Consider the following 18,252-nt stretch of genomic DNA (forward strand, 5'->3'; position numbering starts at 1 on the left):
CGGCCTCATTTCTCGCTGCCGTCCAGATCAGATGCATCGCTCTCTGGGCTAAAATCTTGTGACGACACTATCTAAGCCCGCCTGTAAAGTAAAAAAGGACAGTGAAAACTGTCCTTTTTTTATTTCAGCGTGAGGGAAACGGATTACAGCAGGTCGCGGAACAGCGTTTTCTTAAGCGCCAGTTCCACACCACGCACTTCCGCCATCCCTTTCAGACGACCAATCGCGGAGTAGCCCGGGTTGGTTTTCTTACGCAGGTCATCCAGCATCTGGTGCCCGTGGTCCGGACGGAACGGAATAGGACGCAGATCGCCCGCTTTCTTACGACGTTGTTCTTCACCCAGAATCGCCGCCACAACCGAGACCATATCCACATTGCCCTGCAAATGCGCAGCTTCATGGAAGGTTTTCGGGTTGTCTTCACGGCAGGTAGAACGCAGGTGCGTGAAGTGAATACGGTCGCCGAAGGTCTCAATCATGTTCACCAGATCGTTATCTGCACGCACGCCATACGAGCCTGTGCACATGGTGAAACCGTTGTTGATGCTGTTGACCGCGCCTTTCAGCCAGTGCATATCTTCAATGGTAGAGACGATGCGCGGCAAGCCGAGGATCGGGCGTGGCGGATCGTCCGGGTGCACCGCCAGGCGCACGCCCACTTCTTCTGCCACAGCCACAATCGCGCGCAGGAAGTACGCCATGTTTTCGCGCAGCTGATCTTTGTTAATGCCGTCGTATTCCGCCAGACGCGCACGGAACTGATCCAGCGTGTAACCCTCTTCGGCACCCGGCAGGCCAGCAATAATATTGCGCGTCAGTTTTTCAATTTCCGCTGCGCTCATGGCTTCGAAATACGCCTGCGCCTGCTGCTGCTCTTCTTCACTGTAATCTGCCTGCGCGCCTTCGCGTTTGAGGATATACAGCTCAAAAGCGGCAAAGGCAATCTGATCGAAACGCAGGGCTTTGGAACCGTCCGGCAATTCATATTCCAGATCGGTACGCGTCCAGTCGAGGATCGGCATAAAGTTGTAGCACACGGTGTCGATGCCACAGGTCGCCAGGTTACGGATACTTTGCTGATAGTTGGCAATCCAGGTGTCATACTGACCGCTGTGCGTTTTAATATCTTCATGCACAGGGATACTTTCAACCACTGACCAGGTCAGCCCTTTTTCAGCCAGCAACGCCTGACGCTGCTTGATTTCGTCAACCGGCCAGACCTGACCGTTTGGAATATGGTGCAGTGCCGTCACGACACCCGTTGCGCCAGCCTGACGCACGTCATCTAATGAAACCGGATCGTTCGGTCCGTACCAACGCCAGGTTTGTTCCATCGCCTTACCCTCAAAGTTGTTATACCAATACAGCAGAGATCATGACGACTACCATACATGTTTAACGGAGAGGGTCAAACGCAGCCTTAACAATGATTGATCCAGCTCACATTACCCGGATATTTCAGGCACACCAATTCAATTTTCTGTCATATAACTTTACACTGCATATTGTTAATTAATGGTTAAATAGGTGTATTTCAATGCAAACAATTGCCTCCGTAACGCTGCCGGACACGGTGCAGTTACCTCAGTATGATCGCTCGTCACTGCGTTCGCGTATTGTCCACTTCGGTTTTGGTGCCTTTCACCGTGCGCATCAGGCACTGCTGACCGACCGTGTGCTGAACGCGCAGGGTGGCGACTGGGGCATATGTGAAATCAGCCTGTTCAGCGGCGACCAGCTTATGGCCCAACTGCGCGCGCAGGATCATCTGTACACCGTGCTGGAGAAAGGGGCTGAGGGTAATCAGGCATATATTATTGGCGCGGTTAACGAATGCATGAATGCCAAACTGGATTCACTGGCCGCCATTATTGAAAAGTTTTGCGAACCGCAGGTGGCCATCGTCTCGCTGACCATCACCGAGAAAGGCTATTGCATCGATCCGGCAACCGGCAAACTGGACCTCACCCAGCCGCGCATTGCCCATGATCTGCAGGAACCCGGCGAGCCGCACTCCGCGCCGGGTATTCTGGTCGAGGCACTTTCCCGCCGTCGTGAACGCGGACTGCCCGCTTTTACCGTCCTGTCTTGCGACAACATTCCGGATAATGGCCACATCGTGAAAAACGCGGTGCTGGGCATGGCGCAGACCCGTTCCGCCGAGCTGGCCCAGTGGATTGACGCACACGTCAGCTTCCCGTCAACCATGGTTGACCGCATCGTGCCCGCCGCTACCGACGAATCGCTGGCAGAAATCGCTGCTGAACTGGGGGTCGCCGATCCCTGCGCCATCAGCTGCGAGCCCTATATTCAATGGGTCATTGAAGACAACTTTGTTGCTGGTCGTCCGCAATGGGAAGTCGCAGGTGTGCAACTGGTAGAAGACGTGCGCCCGTGGGAACAGATGAAGCTGCGTATGCTGAACGGCAGCCACTCGTTCCTGGCATACCTGGGGTATCTGGCCGGCTTCGCCCATATCAGTGACTGTATGCAGGATGACGTTTTTCGCCGCGCCGCGCGTCAGTTGATGCTGGGCGAGCAGGCCCCCACCCTGAGCATCACCGGCGTGGATCTTAACGCTTATGCGGACAACCTGATTGCCCGTTTCTCTAACCCGGCACTTAAACACCGTACCTGGCAGATAGCGATGGACGGCAGCCAAAAGCTGCCGCAGCGCATGCTGGATAGCATTCGCGTGCATCTGCAGCGTGAAAGCCACTGGCCGCTGCTGGCGCTCGGCGTGGCGGGCTGGATGCGCTATGTCAGTGGAACAGACGATGCGGACGAGGCCATTGATGTGCGTGACCCGCTGGCAGATAAGATTCGCGCGATTGTCGACACCAGCAGTGAGGCTGAGCGCGTCAGAGCCTTGCTCGCGCTCAGCGAAATTTTCGGCACCGATTTACCCGCCGATCCGCGCTTCGTGGATGCGATAGAAACCGCATGGCAACAGTTGCGTTCACAGGGTGCGCACCAGGCGGTACGTAACGCCCTGCCGATTTAACAATTTCTGCCATTAAAAGGAGCGGAAAGTGCTTTCTCCGCTCCTGCCCTTCTCTTTTGCGTCGATTTTCGTCAGGATTACCGCACTTATTCTTGTGCGTGATTCTGGAGCAGACGTGACGAAAACCAATCTGATTACCGGCTTTCTTGGCAGTGGAAAGACCACGTCAATTCTCCATATGCTGGCAAATAAAGATCCCAACGAGAAATGGGCCGTCCTGGTCAATGAGTTGGGCGAAGTGGGGATTGACGGCACATTGCTGGCAGACAGCGGCGCATTGTTAAAAGAGATCCCCGGCGGCTGCATGTGCTGTGTGAACGGCCTGCCGATGCAGGTTGGCCTCAACACGCTGCTGCGTCAGGGCAAGCCCGATCGCTTACTGATTGAGCCGACAGGGCTGGGTCATCCCAAACAAATTCTCGATATGCTCACCGCCCCAGTCTACGAACCGTGGATCGATCTGCGCGCCACCCTGTGTCTTATCGATCCGCGCCAGTTGCTGGATGAGAAAGTGACCGGCAATGAAAACTTCCGCGATCAGCTGGCGGCAGCTGACATCATCGTCGCCAATAAAGAAGACCGCGCCAGCGCCGAGAGCATGCAGGCGCTGGACGCATGGTGGCAGCAACATGGCGATGACCGCCTGCGCATCAACGCCACCCAGGGCAACCTTCCCGTATCACTGCTGGATAACCCACGCCGTAACCTGCGCGAGCTACCCACCAGCGCTGAACATCACCACCACACCGGTGAAAGAAAAGGTCTGGCAGCGTTAAGTTTGCCTGCGCATCAACGCTGGCGGCGCAGCCTGAACAGCGGCCAGGGCCACCAGGCGTGCGGTTGGATTTTTGATGCGGATACGCAGTTTGACACCATCGGTTTGCTTGAATGGGCGCGCCTTGCGCCAGTGGAACGCGTCAAGGGCGTGATGCGCATTCCTGAAGGACTGGTGCGTATTAATCGCCAGGGTCTGGACCTGCATATTGAGACGCTAAGCGTCGCGCCGCCGGATAGCCGCATTGAATTGATTACGGTCTCCGAAGCGGACTGGAATGCCCTGCAGGCCAGTTTGTTGAAGCTTCGTTTAGGTTAAGGGCACTACTGTTTTACCCGTGTTGTTTAGAAATGGTTAAAGATGAAGACTCGTTTACCGCTTATTTTATTGCTTAATGTCGTTGGTTTTGCGCTGTTCATGTCCTGGTACTTACCGGTCAATCATGGACTCTGGTTTCCGCTTGACGCGGCAATTTTCCACTTCTTCAATAACGGTCTCGTTGAGAGCCGTGCGTTCCTGTGGCTGGTCGCGCTGACCAACAATCGCGCCTTTGACGCCTGCTCACTCATTGCAATGGGCTGCCTGATGCTGTCGTTCTGGTTGCGTGAAGACCACGCCGGACGTCGACGTATCCTCATTATCGGCCTGACCATGTTGTTGTTCGCGGTGGTTATTAATCAACTGGCGCAATTACTTATTCCCGTTAAACGCGAAAGCCCAACGCTATTTTTCAGCGGCATTCATCGGGTAAGTGAATTATTGAATTTCCCGACCAAGGATGCCTCAAAAGACAGTTTCCCCGGCGATCACGGCATGATGTTGCTTATTTTTTCTTCAATCATGTTGCGTTATTTCGGCAAAAAGGCGTTCGGCATTGCCCTGATTATATTCGTGGTTTTTGCTTTCCCGCGCGTAATGATCGGCGCTCACTGGTTTACCGATATTGCCGTTGGATCCCTTTCCGTGGCGCTGATTGGCCTGCCGTGGTGCCTGATGACGCCGCTTAGCGACAAAATAATTAGCGTATTTAATCGCCACTTACCGGGTAAATAAACAACTTTAAAACAATTTAATAACATCAATTCGCCGTAACCATCAGGGATCGTTTTCGATCCCTGATGCAAATTTTCCAAAACTTCTCAATTACTGTCATCACCCTGTCATAATAATCATCATGGAAATTAGCGATTTGCATGATTTTTAACCCAAGCTGCCGCTTTTTTCGCCATTTCTGATAATTAACTTTCTGTATCATTATTTCTTATAAAAAATCACAGAAAAGCACTCGCAATGCCGGAAACGATAGGGTAATCTCGGGTCTGCTTTGAGCAAAAGAGCAATTATTCTCATTGTGAATAAATTTGTGCGGTAACCCACAGATTTGACCATAGGCAATTGTCTCCTTGCGTACAGCTAATTAATCTCGCTGCGTTGGCATTTTTTATAACGATATTTATCGTTAAGGACTTCAAGGGAAAACAATTAACATGGTCAGATCTCAGCCGATTTTGAGATATATCTTGCGGGCGATTCCCGCGGTAGCAGTGGCGGTTCTGTTATCAGCTTGTTCAACAAATACCGCGAAGAACATGCATTCTGAGACGCATGCTGTGGGCGAAGATACCTCTTCACTGCAAGCCTCTCAGGATGAATTTGAAAAGATGGTGCGTAATCTGGATGTGAAAAATCGCATCCTCGATCAATATGCTGACTGGAAAGGTGTACGTTATCGCTTAGGCGGCGACACCAAGAAAGGTATTGATTGCTCCGGCTTCGTCCAGCGCACTTTCCGTGAGCAGTTTGGTTTAGAATTACCGCGTTCTACTTATGAACAGCAGGAAATGGGTAAGTCCGTGTCACGCACCAGTTTGCGTACCGGTGACCTGGTGTTGTTCAGAGCAGGGTCAACTGGCCGACACGTAGGCATCTACATTGGCAATAACCAGTTTGTTCATGCTTCCACAAGCAGTGGTGTGGTGATTTCCAGCATGGACGAACCGTACTGGAAGAAACGCTACAACGAAGCGCGACGCGTCCTGTCCCGCAGCTAACGCCTGTTTTCGCCGGTTATCCCTTGGCTGGCGCGAAACGAAAAAAAGAACACTGCTTCGGCGGTGTTTTTTTATGCCCGTTTTTCATGCATATTTATATGTCTCATGAGACATTCCAGGCTATATTCCAGGAAATCAGGCAGATCAATCACCTGGCTTTTTCGCTCAAACTTGCCGGATATGGATATAAGTGATGTTGACCCGCAACTTTTCCGCCAGTCGAAAAATTCTGCTACTTAGTATTCTGGCCGGTCTCTTCTCGGCTATTGTCGTCGGTGGGATTCAGTTTCTCATCGTCCAGAAAAAACACGAACAAAAGATGTATGCCGTACTCGTCGGCATGCAGCACTGGCTTACGGATTATTTTAACGACATTAGAACCACCGCCGAAGCGCTGCAGCCGCTGACGCTAAACGAGTGCGCCGACGTCTCCAGTGAGCTGACCTCACGCGCTGCCTTTAGCATGAATGTACGTGCGTTTTTATTGGTCAAAGACGATAACGCGTTTTGTTCTTCCGCGACGGGCGTGATGCACGTACCGATGAAAGAGCTGCTGCCAGAAATCGATCTGAATAAAGACTTCGATATGGTCATTTTACCCGGTACGCCAATGATGCCGGATAAACCCGCGATTGCGATGTGGTTCCGCAGCCCCTTGCTTGACGATCGCGGCGTGTTTGCGTCGTTGAATGTGAACCTCACCCCTTTCCTGCTCTACACCTCCCAGCAACAAGAATTGACCGGCATTACCCTCGGCATTGGCCACAACGCGATTTCGACCTTTTCAACAGGGCTGGTTGATCTCAACACTCTGAAAGCCACGCCGTTTCGCACAGCGCATCTTGCTGGCTTTCCGCTGACCGTGAATCTCTATACCGAGACCTGGAAACCGGAAGATGTGCAGTTTGCCTTGCTGTTCGGCGGTATGGTGGGCACACTCGCGGGTTTACTGACGGGCTGGTGCCTGTATATAAGAATGCGTCCGGGTAAAGAAATCCTGACCGCAATGAAACGAAATCAGTTTTATGTTGTGTACCAGCCGGTGGTGGATTCCGCCGAGCTGCGCGTGCGCGGCGTTGAAGTCTTAATGCGCTGGAAACACCCCACCGCCGGGGAGATCCCGCCGGATGCCTTTATCCAGTATGCCGAGGCGCAGCAGCTTATCGTGCCCCTAACGCTGCATCTGTTTAAGCTTATCGCCCACGACGCACCGGTACTGCAAACGCTACTACCACAGGGGGCGAAACTGGGCATTAATATTTCGCCAGGCCATTTGCATGTTGAAAGCTTTGCTGACGATATTCGCCAGTTTACCCATTCACTTCCGGATGACTATTTCCGCCTGGTGCTGGAAATTACCGAGCGGGATATGCTGCGCCAGAGTGAAGCGGTGAAATTATTCCAGTGGCTGCATGACGAAGGCTATGAAATTGCGATTGACGATTTTGGTACCGGCCACAGTGCGCTTATCTATCTTGAACGCTTCACCATGGATTATCTCAAAATCGACCGTGGCTTTGTAAATGCCATTGGCACCGAAACCGTCACGTCTCCGGTGCTGGACGCCGTGCTGATGCTGGCGAAACGGCTGAATATGACCACCGTGGCGGAAGGGGTTGAAACCCCGGAGCAGGCTCGCTGGCTGCGGGAACATGGCGTGCATTTCATGCAGGGCTACTATTTCAGCCGTCCGATGACCCTTGAGCAATTCACAATGTGGCATCCCCCGCAGTTTTCATCGCTACTTTAAGCCGTTAATTATTTCACAACGGGCGTACCCTCCCTTATTATTCAATAAGAAGACGTTGGTGCGCCCGGCGCGCCACAGGTAAAGGATCCCGCCCGATGAAGTTTGTGCGCCTGTTTATTTTAAGTTTGCTGCTTGTGGGCACGGTTACCCATGCTCAAACCATTAAAGAAAATTATGCGTTTGCCGTTATTGGCGAGCCTAAATATGCGATTAACTTTTCACATTTTGACTATGTGAACCCTGCTGCCCCCAAAGGCGGCAATATCACACTTTCGTACCTTGGCACCTTTGATAGCTTCAACCGTTTCGCCCTACGTGGAAACGCCGCTGTGCGCACCGAGTCGCTCTACGACAGCCTGTTTACCACCTCCGACGATGAGCCTGGCAGCTACTATCCGCTGATTGCTGAAATGGCCCGCTATGCCGACGATTACTCATGGGTCGAAGTCTCGATCAACCCGCGCGCTACCTTCCACGACGGCTCGCCGATTCGCGCCAGCGACGTGGCATTTACCTTTAACAAGTTTATGACCGAAGGCGTCCCCCAGTTCCGTCTCGTCTATAAAGGCACCACGGTAAAAGCAATTTCCCCGTTAACCGTGCGCATGGAGCGGGGCGAACCGGGCAAAGAGAACATGCTCAGCCTCTTCTCCCTGCCGGTGATGCCCGAGAAATTCTGGAAAGATCATAAGCTCAGCGACCCGCTCTCGTCTCCTCCGCTCGGCAGTGGCCCTTATCGCATCACCAGCTGGCGAATGGGGCAGTACGTCACCTATTCGCGCGTGAAGGACTACTGGGGCGCAACGCTGCCGGTCAACCGAGGTCGCTGGAATTTCGACAGCATTCGCTACGACTATTACCTGGATGACAACGTCGCCTTTGAGGCCTTTAAAGCAGGCGCGTTCGATATGCGCACCGAGGGCAGCGCGAAAAACTGGGCGACGCGCTATATGGGGAGTAATTTTGATCGCGGCTATATCATCAAAGACGAGCAGCCAAATACCTCCGCGCAGGATACCCGCTGGCTGGCATTCAATATTCAACGTCCGGTATTTAGCGATCGCCGGGTACGTGAAGCCATTTCGCTGGCCTTTGATTTCGAGTGGATGAACAAGGCGCTGTTTTATAACGCCTACAGCCGCACCAACAGCTATTTCCAGAACACCGAATATGCCGCACGCAATTACCCGGATGCCGCCGAGCTAACACTGCTGGCGCCGATGAAAGCAGACTTGCCGCCCGAAGTATTTACCTCTATTTATACCCCGGCAGTGTCCAAAGGTGACGGTTATGACCGGGAGAACCTGCTGAAAGCCAATGAGCTGCTCAAGCAGGCAGGCTGGGAGATGAAAAACCAGAAGCTGGTGAACGCCCAGACCGGTAAACCCTTCGTTTTCGAGATGTTGCTGCCTTCCGGCGGGAACAACCAGTGGGTGCTGCCGTTTCAGCACAACCTGGCGCGTCTGGGCATTACGATGGAAGTCCGTCAGGTCGATAACTCGCAAATCACCAATCGCCTGCGCACCCGCGATTACGACATGATGCCGCGCGTCTGGCGCGCGATGCCGTGGCCCAGTTCCGACCTGCAAATTTCGTGGAGCTCGCAATACATTGATTCTACCTATAACTCGCCGGGGGTAAAAAGCCCGGTACTGGATAAACTGATCGCGCAAATTATCCAGGCACAAGGGGATAAGAAAAAACTGCTGCCGCTCGGACGGGCGCTCGACCGGGTGCTGACGTGGAATTATTACATGTTGCCAATGTGGTACATGGCAGCCGATCAGGTGGCCTACTGGGACAAGTTCTCGATGCCAGGCATTCGCCCCGTCTATTCACTCGGTTTTGATACCTGGTGGTATGACGTGAACAAAGCGGCAAAACTGCCCGCAGACAGACGCTAAGGAGACAGAATGGGCGCCTATTTTATTCGACGCTTATTGCTGATCATTCCCACCTTGTGGGCGATTATCACCATTAACTTTTTCATTGTGCAGATTGCCCCGGGCGGGCCGGTCGATCAAGCCATTGCGGCGATTGAGTTTGGCAACCAGAGCGGCTTGCCGGGCAGCGCGGCCGAAGGCGGCGCTGCCACGCACGCCCGTACCGGTGTCGGCAGCGCCACCAGCAACGATAGCCACTATCGCGGCGGGCGCGGGCTGGATCCGGAAGTGATTGCCGAAATCACCAAACGCTACGGCTTCGATAAACCTATTCATGAGCGTTATTTCAAAATGCTCTGGGATTATGCGCGTTTTGATTTTGGCGACAGCCTGTTCCGCAGTGCGTCGGTGCTGCAGTTGATCAAAGAGAGCCTGCCGGTTTCCGTCACCCTTGGACTGTGGGGGACGCTGATCATCTACCTTGTGTCGATTCCCCTTGGGATCCGCAAAGCGGTGTACAACGGCAGCCGGTTCGACGTCTGGAGCAGCGCCTTTATCATTATCGGCTATGCGATCCCTGCGTTTCTGTTCGCCATCCTGTTGATCGTCTTTTTGGCGGGCGGTAGCTACTACGATGTCTTCCCGCTGCGCGGTCTGGTTTCGTCTAACTTCGATACCCTGCCCTGGTACGGCAAAATCACCGATTACCTGTGGCATATCACCCTGCCCGTGCTGGCCACCGTAATCGGCGGCTTTGCGGCGCTGACCATGCTGACCAAAAACTCCTTTATGGATGAGATCAGAAAGCAGTACGTGGTGACCGCGCGCGCAAAAGGCGTCAGCGAAGGCAACATCATGCGTAAGCACGTATTTCGTAACGCCATGCTGCTGGTGATCGCGGGCTTCCCGGCCACGTTTATCAGCATGTTTTTTACCGGCTCACTGCTGATAGAAGTGATCTTCTCACTGAACGGGCTGGGGCTTTTGGGCTACGAGGCCACCGTTTCACGCGATTATCCAGTGATGTTCGGCACGCTTTATATTTTCACGCTTATCGGCCTGTTGCTGAATATTCTCAGTGACATCAGCTATACGCTGGTCGACCCACGCATCGATTTCGAGGGACGCTGATGTTTCAATTAAGCTACGTCAACCAGACTCGCTGGGCGCGCTTTCGCCATAATCGTCGCGGCTATTGGTCGCTGTGGATTTTTCTGTTGGTCTTTGTGTTCAGCCTCTGTGCTGAGCTGATTGCCAACGACAAACCGCTGCTGATGCGTTATCAGGGACAGTGGTACGCGCCGGTGATTTTTAACTACAGCGAGAGCGAATTTGGCGGCCCGTTTGCCACCCCGGCGGATTACCAGGACCCCTGGCTGCAGCAGCAAATCGATCGGCATGGCTGGATGATTCAGACACCGATCCGCTTTGGCGCGCGCAGTATTAACTACTCCACCACCCAGCCTTTCCCGTCGCCGCCCTCGAAACAAAACTGGCTGGGCACCGACGCTAACGGCGGTGATGTGCTGGCGCGTATCCTCTACGGTACGCGTATCTCGCTCTTATTCGGCCTGATGCTGACGCTCTGCTCCTGCGTCATCGGCGTGTTTGCAGGTGCGCTACAGGGTTATTACGGCGGGAAAATCGACCTGTGGGGCCAGCGCTTTATTGAGGTTTGGTCTGGCATGCCAACGCTGTTCCTGATCATTCTGCTCTCAAGCGTAGTACAGCCAGGTTTCTGGTGGCTGCTGGCCATTACGGTACTGTTCGGCTGGATGAGTCTGGTTGGCGTGGTGCGCGCCGAATTTCTGCGCACGCGAAACTTTGACTATATCCGCGCGGCACAGGCGCTGGGGGTCAACGATCGCAGCATTATGCTGCGCCATATGCTACCCAATGCGATGGTCGCCACCCTGACCTTTCTGCCGTTTATTTTGTGCAGCTCGATTTCCACCCTCACCTCGCTGGATTTCCTCGGCTTTGGTTTGCCGCTCGGTTCGCCGTCGCTCGGTGAATTGTTGCTGCAGGGGAAAAACAACCTGCAGGCGCCCTGGCTGGGTATCGCGGCATTCTTATCCGTCGCGGTTTTGCTATCGCTGTTAATTTTTATTGGTGAAGCGGTACGCGACGCCTTCGATCCCAACAAGGCGGTATAAGATGAGCTCTCCTCTGTTACGCATTGATTCCTTGTCTATCGCCTTTCGCCAGCAGGAGACGCAGCGCACGGTGGTGGATTCACTGTCGCTGCAAATTGAAGCGGGCGAGACGCTGGCGCTGGTGGGTGAGTCTGGTTCGGGCAAAAGCGTCAGCGCATTGTCGATCCTCCGTCTGCTGCCAACGCCGCCTGCGGTCTATCCGCAGGGTGATATCTTTTTCCATGGCGAAAGTTTGCTGCACGCCAGCGAAAAAAATTTACGCCAGGTGCGCGGCAATAAAATCGCGATGATTTTTCAGGAACCAATGGTGTCGCTTAACCCGCTGCATAGCGTGGAAAAACAGCTCTATGAGGTTTTATCTTTGCACCGGGGAATGCGCCGGGAGGCCGCCCGTGCGGAGATCCTGACCTGCCTTGATCGTGTTGGTATTCGCAATGCCCGCCAGCGTCTGGGAGATTTCCCCCACCAGCTTTCCGGTGGCGAACGCCAGCGCGTGATGATTGCCATGGCGCTGCTCACCCGCCCGGAGCTGCTGATTGCCGACGAACCCACCACCGCACTGGATGTGACAGTACAGGCGCAAATCCTGACGCTGCTGCGCGAACTGCGCCAGGAACTGAACATGGGACTGCTGTTTATCACCCACAACCTGAGTATCGTGCGCAAGCTGGCAGACAACGTTGCGGTGATGCAAAACGGCCAGTGCGTCGAGCAAAACAGCGCCAGCGCCCTGTTTGCAGCACCTCAGCATCCTTACACCCAGCGCCTGCTGAACAGCGAACCCGCGGGTGACCCGGTCGCACTGACCCCGGACACGCCTCCCCTGCTGCGCGTCGAGAATCTCGGCGTCAGTTTTCCGATCCGCAAAGGTCTGTTTAAACGCGTTGTCGGTGAAAACCGGGTGGTGAATAACATCAGCTTTACCCTGCGCCCGGGGGAAACGCTGGGGCTGGTTGGTGAGTCGGGTTCCGGTAAGAGCACCACCGGGCTGGCGCTGCTGCGCCTGATTGCCTCACAGGGCACCATCACTTTTGGCGACAGACCTCTGCACGCATGGAACCGCAAACAGATGCTGCCGGTGCGTTACCGTATTCAGGTGGTGTTCCAGGACCCGAACTCTTCACTTAACCCACGGCTGAACGTTCAGCAAATTATTGAAGAGGGATTACTGGTGCATCAGCCGACGTTAACGCGTGAGGCGCGGGAAGTTGAGGTTATCAGGGTGATGCACGAGGTTGGGCTGGATCCAGAAACCCGCAGGCGTTTTCCCGGCGAGTTTTCCGGCGGCCAACGCCAGCGCATTGCGATCGCCCGAGCGTTAATTCTGAAACCGGAGCTGATCATTCTGGATGAACCGACCTCTTCGCTTGATCGCACGGTACAGGCGCAGATCCTCGCCTTACTGAAATCGCTGCAGAAAACGCACCGACTGGCCTATATCTTTATCAGCCACGATTTGCAGGTGGTACGCGCGTTATGCCATCAGGTGCTTGTGCTGAAACAGGGAGAGGTTGTGGAGCAGGGAGAATGCCACCGCGTGTTTAGCGCGCCGCAGCAGGACTACACGCGCCAGCTTTTATCATTAAGCTGACGCTCAGAAAGGATTTTGACTGGTAAAGGTTTCAGCGATCGCGACGCCAAAGTTTTTCAGGCGACAGGTCGCTGCAAACTCATCCTGGCAATTCACGAACAAACACGGTTCACCTTCGCATTCCACGACGGAACAATCCACCTCGATGTCGCTCAGTGCCTGACTTAGCTTGTGCATCACCGGCCAGGCGCTGTCGCCGTCCGGACTCAATAACTTAAGCGCCACAAGACTCCCTTCCGCATCATCGTCATGTTGCGGAATCGGTTCAACTTTGGCACCTGCAAAACCGTCAAGCCAGCGATAGCACTGGGGCAAACGGTGGATGATGGAGAGTTGTAATGTATTCACTTTTTTGTCCCCGGAAGCACAAATAACTTACAAATATTTCACATTTAGATAACACATTATTGACAAATCGTCTTGTCAGCCACACATAAAACGTAAAACGCCACGTTGTGTGCGGGTTAGCGGTTCATTTATCAGGTTTTTATGGACGAACCACCGTCCCTTTTTCGGCTATATGTACCCGTTTATGAGATCTAACTCAACCTATTTTACTACAATGACGTGACTTTTTACATAAACGGATTTTACATAAAATAAACAAACATGTCCGAATGTATGTCAAGTTTGGTTGATATGCATCAAAAAAGGGAGCATTTTTGCTCCCTTTTGTTGAGAGGTTACGCCTGCTTTTTGCCGCGGCTGGCGTAGAGGTAGAAGAGGATAGAACTCGTTGCGCAGAAGGTGATCGACCAAATCATTGGCCATGCGGAATTAAAGGTCGACATCGAAAGCAACGCGCCGACAATCGCGCCAATACCAAAGCGGAACGTACCGGCCAGAGACGATGCGGTCCCTGCCATATGGGGAAATTCATCGAGAATGACCGCCATCGCGTTTGACGACACCAGCGAGACACAGCCAACGAAAGCGGCCACGCCCACCACCAGCGACCAGAAGCCCACGCCGAGCAGTGCCGTAACAACCATCCACAGCGCCATGACAAACTGAACCCACAGCCCGCTACGGAACATGTTCAGCGCGCCAATGCGACGGACAAAGCGCCCGTTAATAATGGTCATCAGGAATAAGAACACGATGTTCAGCGCGAAGTAGTAGCCAAAATCCTGCGGCGAAACATGGTTGATTTCGATATAGACAAACGGCCCGGCGCTCAGAAAAGAGAACATCCCGGCAAAACTAAAGCCGCTCACCAGCATATAGCTAAGCACGCGTTTATGGCGAAACAGGGAGGCAAAGTTGCCGACGGTCGTGCGCAGATGGAACGGCTGCCGACGCTCCGGCGGGAGCGTTTCGCGAATGAAGAACGCAATCATCGCCGAGGCCAGTAAGGCCGCGACTGCCAGGATCCAGAAGATCGCATGCCAGCTAAACCAAATCAGCACCGCGCCGCCAATCATCGGGGCCAACAGCGGTGCAATGGTGGTGACCAGCATGACAAATGACATCATCCGCGAGAACTCTTCACGCGGGTACATATCACGCATCAGGGCGTTAATCACCACGCTGGCTGCGGCGGCCGCAAGCCCGTGAAAGAAACGCATGGTGATCAGCTGGTCGATACTTTGTGCCAGCGCGCAGGCCACGGCCGCCGCGGCAAAAATCAGCGTACCGCCCAGAATAACGGGCTTGCGCCCGATGCTGTCCGCCATGGGGCCATAAATCAGCTGCCCCAACGCAAAGCCCAGAATGTAGGTACTCAGCGTCATTTGCGCGCTACCCGCCGGTACGCCAAACTGCCCGGCAATCACCGGAAGCGCGGGCAGGTACATATCGATAGATAACGGCATCAACATGGCCAGCAGGCCAAGAATAAACACAATGCTCAGTGATGAGTGTGGCCTGGTGGTCACGACAAACTCCTGTAAGTTAGCGCGCGGGTAAACCGACGCTGGCAATCTCTTCTTCTGTCAGTGGGCGGTAATCCCCCTCGGCCATATCTTCATCCAGGGCGATAGCGCCGATGCGCTCACGGTGCAGCCCGACAACGTGGTTGCCTACGGCGGCGAACATCCGTTTCACCTGATGATAGCGGCCTTCGCTGATGGTCAGACGCACCCGGGTCGGGGTAATGACTTCCAACTGTGCCGGGCGGGTGAGGTCTTTCTCGTTATGCAGTTGCACACCTTTGGCAAACTGCTCGGCGGTATCGTCAGAGACCGGAGATTCCAGCTCAACCAGATAGGTTTTCTCGCAGTGATGGCGCGGAGAGGTAATGCGGTGCGACCATTGCCCGTCGTCGGTCATCAGTACCAGACCGGTGGTGTCAATATCCAGACGCCCTGCGGCATGCAGCTGGTAAGCAACGGGTTCATCGAGGAAAAACAGCACGGTCGGATGATCGGGATCGTCCGTCGAGCAGACATAACCCTGCGGTTTGTTCAACATGAAATAGCGTGGGCCGGTCTGCTGAACCAACGCGTTCCCTTCATATTCCACCTGGTGTTCCGGGCGTAATTTGAACGCAGTGTCTCTGACAACGTCGCCGTCTACCGTAACGTGGCTGGCGCGGATTTGACGCCCGGCAATAGCACGGCTTACGCCGAGTTGCTGAGCGATAAACTTATCAAGTCGCATGAAATTGTTTTGCCTGTATGGTGCTGGAAGCAGGACTTTCGTCCTTAAGAAGATTCAGGTGATTTACGCCTGTCAGTATAGCGGTCATTCTACACCGCTCAAGGGAAAGATTCGTGGCATACTTGTGACACGATGTTGTCACACCACGAAGACCATGACTTTTACCTTACGCCCTTATCAACGCGAGGCAGTAGACGCCACCCTCACCCACTTCCGCCACCACGATGAACCCGCCGTGATTGTGTTGCCCACGGGGGCGGGCAAAAGCCTGGTGATTGCTGAACTGGCCAGAGTCGCACGCGGGCGTGTGTTGGTACTCGCACACGTCAAAGAACTGGTGGCGCAAAACCACGCCAAGTATCTCGCCCTGGGCCGGGAGGCAGACATTTATGCCGCCGGGCTGAAGAGCAAACAAAGTGAGGGCAAAGTGGTCTTTGGCAGCGTGCAATCCGTCGCGCGCAATCTCGACCATTTTCAGGGCGAGTTCTCCTTATTGATCGTCGATGAGTGTCACCGCATCAGCGATGATGACGAAAGCCAGTATCAGCAAATTTTACAGCACCTGCGCAAAGTGAATCCCCGTGTGCGCCTGCTGGGACTGACCGCCACCCCGTTTCGTCTGGGGAAAGGCTGGATCTACCGTTTTCACTATCACGGCATGGTGCGTGGCGATGAAAAAGCGCTGTTCCGCGACTGCATTTATGAGCTGCCGCTGCGCTATATGATCAAGCATGGCTATCTGACACCGCCGGAGCGGCTGGATATGCCTGTCGTGCAGTACGATTTCAGCCGCCTGCAGGCGCAGAGTAATGGCCTGTTCAGCGAAGCGGATATGAACCGTGAGCTGAAAAAACAGCAACGCATCACGCCACATATCATCAGCCAGATTGTTGAATTCTCCGCAACGCGCAAAGGGGTGATGATTTTCACCGCGACCGTCGAACATGCCCATGAAATTACCGGGCTGCTGCCTGCGGGCGCAGCGGCGCTGATTACGGGAGAAACGCCCGGCCCACAGCGCGATGAGCTGATTGACGCCTTTAAAGCGCAGCGCTTTCGCTATCTGGTTAATGTGTCAGTGCTCACTACCGGCTTCGACGCCCCGCATGTCGATCTGATTGCCATCCTGCGCCCGACGGAGTCCGTCAGCCTGTATCAGCAAATCGTCGGCCGCGGCCTGCGCTTGTCTCCAGGCAAGACTGATTGCCTGATCCTCGACTACGCCGGAAATCCGCACGATCTCTACGCGCCGGAAGTGGGTGCGCCGAAAGGCAAAAGCGATAACGTACCGGTGCAGGTGTTTTGCCCGACCTGCGGCTTCGCCAATACCTTCTGGGGGAAAACCACAGCGGACGGCACCTTAATCGAACATTTTGGCCGCCGTTGTCAGGGCTGGTTTGAGGACGATGACGGCCAGCGGGAACAGTGCGACTTCCGTTTCCGCTTTAAAAACTGCCCACAGTGTAATGCGGAAAATGACATTGCCGCCCGCCGCTGCCGCACCTGCGACACCATTCTGGTCGATCCGGACGATATGCTTAAAGCGGCGCTGAAACTCAAAGATGCGCTGGTCCTGCGCTGTAGCGGAATGGACTTACAGCACGGTGCGGATGACAAAGGCGAATGGCTGAAAATCACCTATTACGATGAAGACGGGGCCGATGTCAGCGAACGCTACCGTCTGCAAACGCCTGCCCAGCGCACCGCCTTTGAGCAGCTCTTTATTCGCCCGCACACCCGTACGCCCGGCGTGCCGCTACGCTGGATCGTTGCCGCCGATATCCTCGCCCAGCAGGCGCTGTTACGCCACCCGGACTTTGTCGTGGCGCGCAAAAAAGGCCAGTTCTGGCAGGTGCGGGAAAAAGTGTTTGATTATGAAGGACGCTATCGCCGCGCCAACGAGTTACGCGGCTAAGTTCATGCCCGTGCGGCTTGTAACAGAGGGGGGATGCGGGTATAATCCCGCCCGCTTTTGCATCCGCAAAGCAGATCACTTGCCTGTTGCTGGGTCGCCTGTAGCAGGAACTATTTAAGAGAGTTTTAAATGTCTACTATCAACGCAGAAGTACGTAAAGAGCAGGGTAAGGGTGCGAGCCGCCGCCTGCGCGCAGCTAACAAATTCCCGGCTATCGTTTACGGTGGGAAAGAAGCTCCGGTTGCTATCGAACTGGACCACGACCAGCTGTGGAACATCCAGTCTAAAGCTGAATTCTACAACGAAGTTCAGACTCTGGTTATCGAAGGCAAAGAAGTAAAAGTGAAAGTTCAGGCTGTACAGCGTCACGCTTACAAACCGAAACTGTCTCACATCGACTTCGTTCGCGCGTAATCGCTGACAAGTTGAGAAAAACCCCGCTATGCGGGGTTTTTTTATATTTGCATGAACACCACCTCCTATGGAGGTGGTCAGCAATAAGTTGGCTCTGCCAATAATGCTACTC

General features: G+C 54.2%; 15 protein-coding genes. 11 read left to right on the plus strand and 4 right to left on the minus strand.

Features of this window, described 5'->3' with window-relative positions:
• Positions 1-143: 143 nt before the first annotated feature.
• Positions 144-1,334, minus strand: coding sequence for a mannonate dehydratase (gene uxuA / locus ACSZPU_RS14440; RefSeq protein WP_498999966.1), 1,191 nt, complete (start codon positions 1,332-1,334; stop codon positions 144-146).
• A gap of 203 nt (positions 1,335-1,537) precedes the next feature.
• Between uxuA and ACSZPU_RS14445 the strand changes: the two genes are divergently transcribed.
• The 9 genes from ACSZPU_RS14445 (at position 1,538) to yejF (ending at position 13,210) form a co-directional block, all read left to right on the plus strand.
• A complete protein-coding gene (locus tag ACSZPU_RS14445; RefSeq protein WP_498999969.1) occupies positions 1,538-3,004 on the plus strand; it encodes a mannitol dehydrogenase family protein in 1,467 nt (488 codons plus the stop codon).
• 115 nt (positions 3,005-3,119) lie between these two features.
• A complete protein-coding gene (locus ACSZPU_RS14450; protein WP_498999972.1) occupies positions 3,120-4,097 on the plus strand; it encodes a CobW family GTP-binding protein in 978 nt (325 codons plus the stop codon).
• Positions 4,098-4,139: 42 nt separating this feature from the next.
• The gene (locus ACSZPU_RS14455) at positions 4,140-4,832 is read left to right on the plus strand and encodes a phosphatase PAP2 family protein (protein ID WP_498999974.1); all 693 of its coding nucleotides are present in this window, start codon (positions 4,140-4,142) and stop codon (positions 4,830-4,832) included.
• A 434-nt stretch (positions 4,833-5,266) separates the two neighbouring features.
• Positions 5,267-5,830 carry a bifunctional murein DD-endopeptidase/murein LD-carboxypeptidase gene (gene mepS, locus ACSZPU_RS14460; protein WP_498999977.1) on the plus strand — a complete coding sequence of 188 codons (564 nt, stop codon included), beginning with the start codon at positions 5,267-5,269 and terminating at the stop codon, positions 5,828-5,830.
• Between the two features lie 193 nt (positions 5,831-6,023).
• Positions 6,024-7,580, plus strand: a complete 1,557-nt coding sequence (pdeN, locus tag ACSZPU_RS14465; protein WP_498999980.1) for a cyclic di-3',5'-guanosine monophosphate phosphodiesterase PdeN — start codon at positions 6,024-6,026, stop codon at positions 7,578-7,580.
• 95 nt (positions 7,581-7,675) lie between these two features.
• The gene (locus ACSZPU_RS14470; protein ID WP_498999982.1) at positions 7,676-9,484 is read left to right on the plus strand and encodes an extracellular solute-binding protein; all 1,809 of its coding nucleotides are present in this window, start codon (positions 7,676-7,678) and stop codon (positions 9,482-9,484) included.
• 9 nt (positions 9,485-9,493) lie between these two features.
• Positions 9,494-10,594 carry a microcin C ABC transporter permease YejB gene (locus ACSZPU_RS14475; RefSeq protein ID WP_498999984.1) on the plus strand — a complete coding sequence of 367 codons (1,101 nt, stop codon included), beginning with the start codon at positions 9,494-9,496 and terminating at the stop codon, positions 10,592-10,594.
• Complete coding sequence (locus ACSZPU_RS14480) at positions 10,594-11,619, plus strand: microcin C ABC transporter permease (protein WP_498999987.1); 1,026 nt, start codon at positions 10,594-10,596, stop codon at positions 11,617-11,619. The genes ACSZPU_RS14475 and ACSZPU_RS14480 overlap by 1 nt, the downstream gene beginning before the upstream one ends.
• A 1-nt stretch (position 11,620) precedes the next feature.
• Positions 11,621-13,210 carry a microcin C ABC transporter ATP-binding protein YejF gene (gene yejF, locus ACSZPU_RS14485; protein WP_498999990.1) on the plus strand — a complete coding sequence of 530 codons (1,590 nt, stop codon included), beginning with the start codon at positions 11,621-11,623 and terminating at the stop codon, positions 13,208-13,210.
• A 3-nt stretch (positions 13,211-13,213) separates the two neighbouring features.
• On the opposite strand, the gene ACSZPU_RS14490 is transcribed toward yejF, so the two are convergent.
• The 3 genes from ACSZPU_RS14490 to rsuA form a co-directional block, all read right to left on the minus strand.
• On the minus strand, positions 13,214-13,558 hold the full coding sequence (locus tag ACSZPU_RS14490) for a YejG family protein (protein ID WP_498999992.1): 345 nt from the start codon (positions 13,556-13,558) through the stop codon (positions 13,214-13,216).
• Positions 13,559-13,893: 335 nt separating this feature from the next.
• Complete coding sequence (locus tag ACSZPU_RS14495) at positions 13,894-15,087, minus strand: Bcr/CflA family multidrug efflux MFS transporter (RefSeq protein ID WP_498999995.1); 1,194 nt, start codon at positions 15,085-15,087, stop codon at positions 13,894-13,896.
• Positions 15,088-15,103: 16 nt separating this feature from the next.
• Positions 15,104-15,811 carry a 16S rRNA pseudouridine(516) synthase RsuA gene (gene rsuA, locus ACSZPU_RS14500; protein WP_498999998.1) on the minus strand — a complete coding sequence of 236 codons (708 nt, stop codon included), beginning with the start codon at positions 15,809-15,811 and terminating at the stop codon, positions 15,104-15,106.
• 154 nt (positions 15,812-15,965) lie between these two features.
• Between rsuA and radD the strand changes: the two genes are divergently transcribed.
• Complete coding sequence (gene radD, locus ACSZPU_RS14505) at positions 15,966-17,726, plus strand: DNA repair helicase RadD (RefSeq protein WP_499000001.1); 1,761 nt, start codon at positions 15,966-15,968, stop codon at positions 17,724-17,726.
• Between the two features lie 129 nt (positions 17,727-17,855).
• Positions 17,856-18,140 (plus strand): 50S ribosomal protein L25, encoded by a 285-nt coding sequence (gene rplY / locus ACSZPU_RS14510; RefSeq protein WP_499000003.1) that lies wholly within the window; start codon positions 17,856-17,858, stop codon positions 18,138-18,140.
• Positions 18,141-18,252: the final 112 nt, after the last annotated feature.

The organism is Phytobacter sp. V69 (assembly GCF_965644215.1).
In the GTDB taxonomy this organism is placed as follows: domain Bacteria; phylum Pseudomonadota; class Gammaproteobacteria; order Enterobacterales; family Enterobacteriaceae; genus Phytobacter.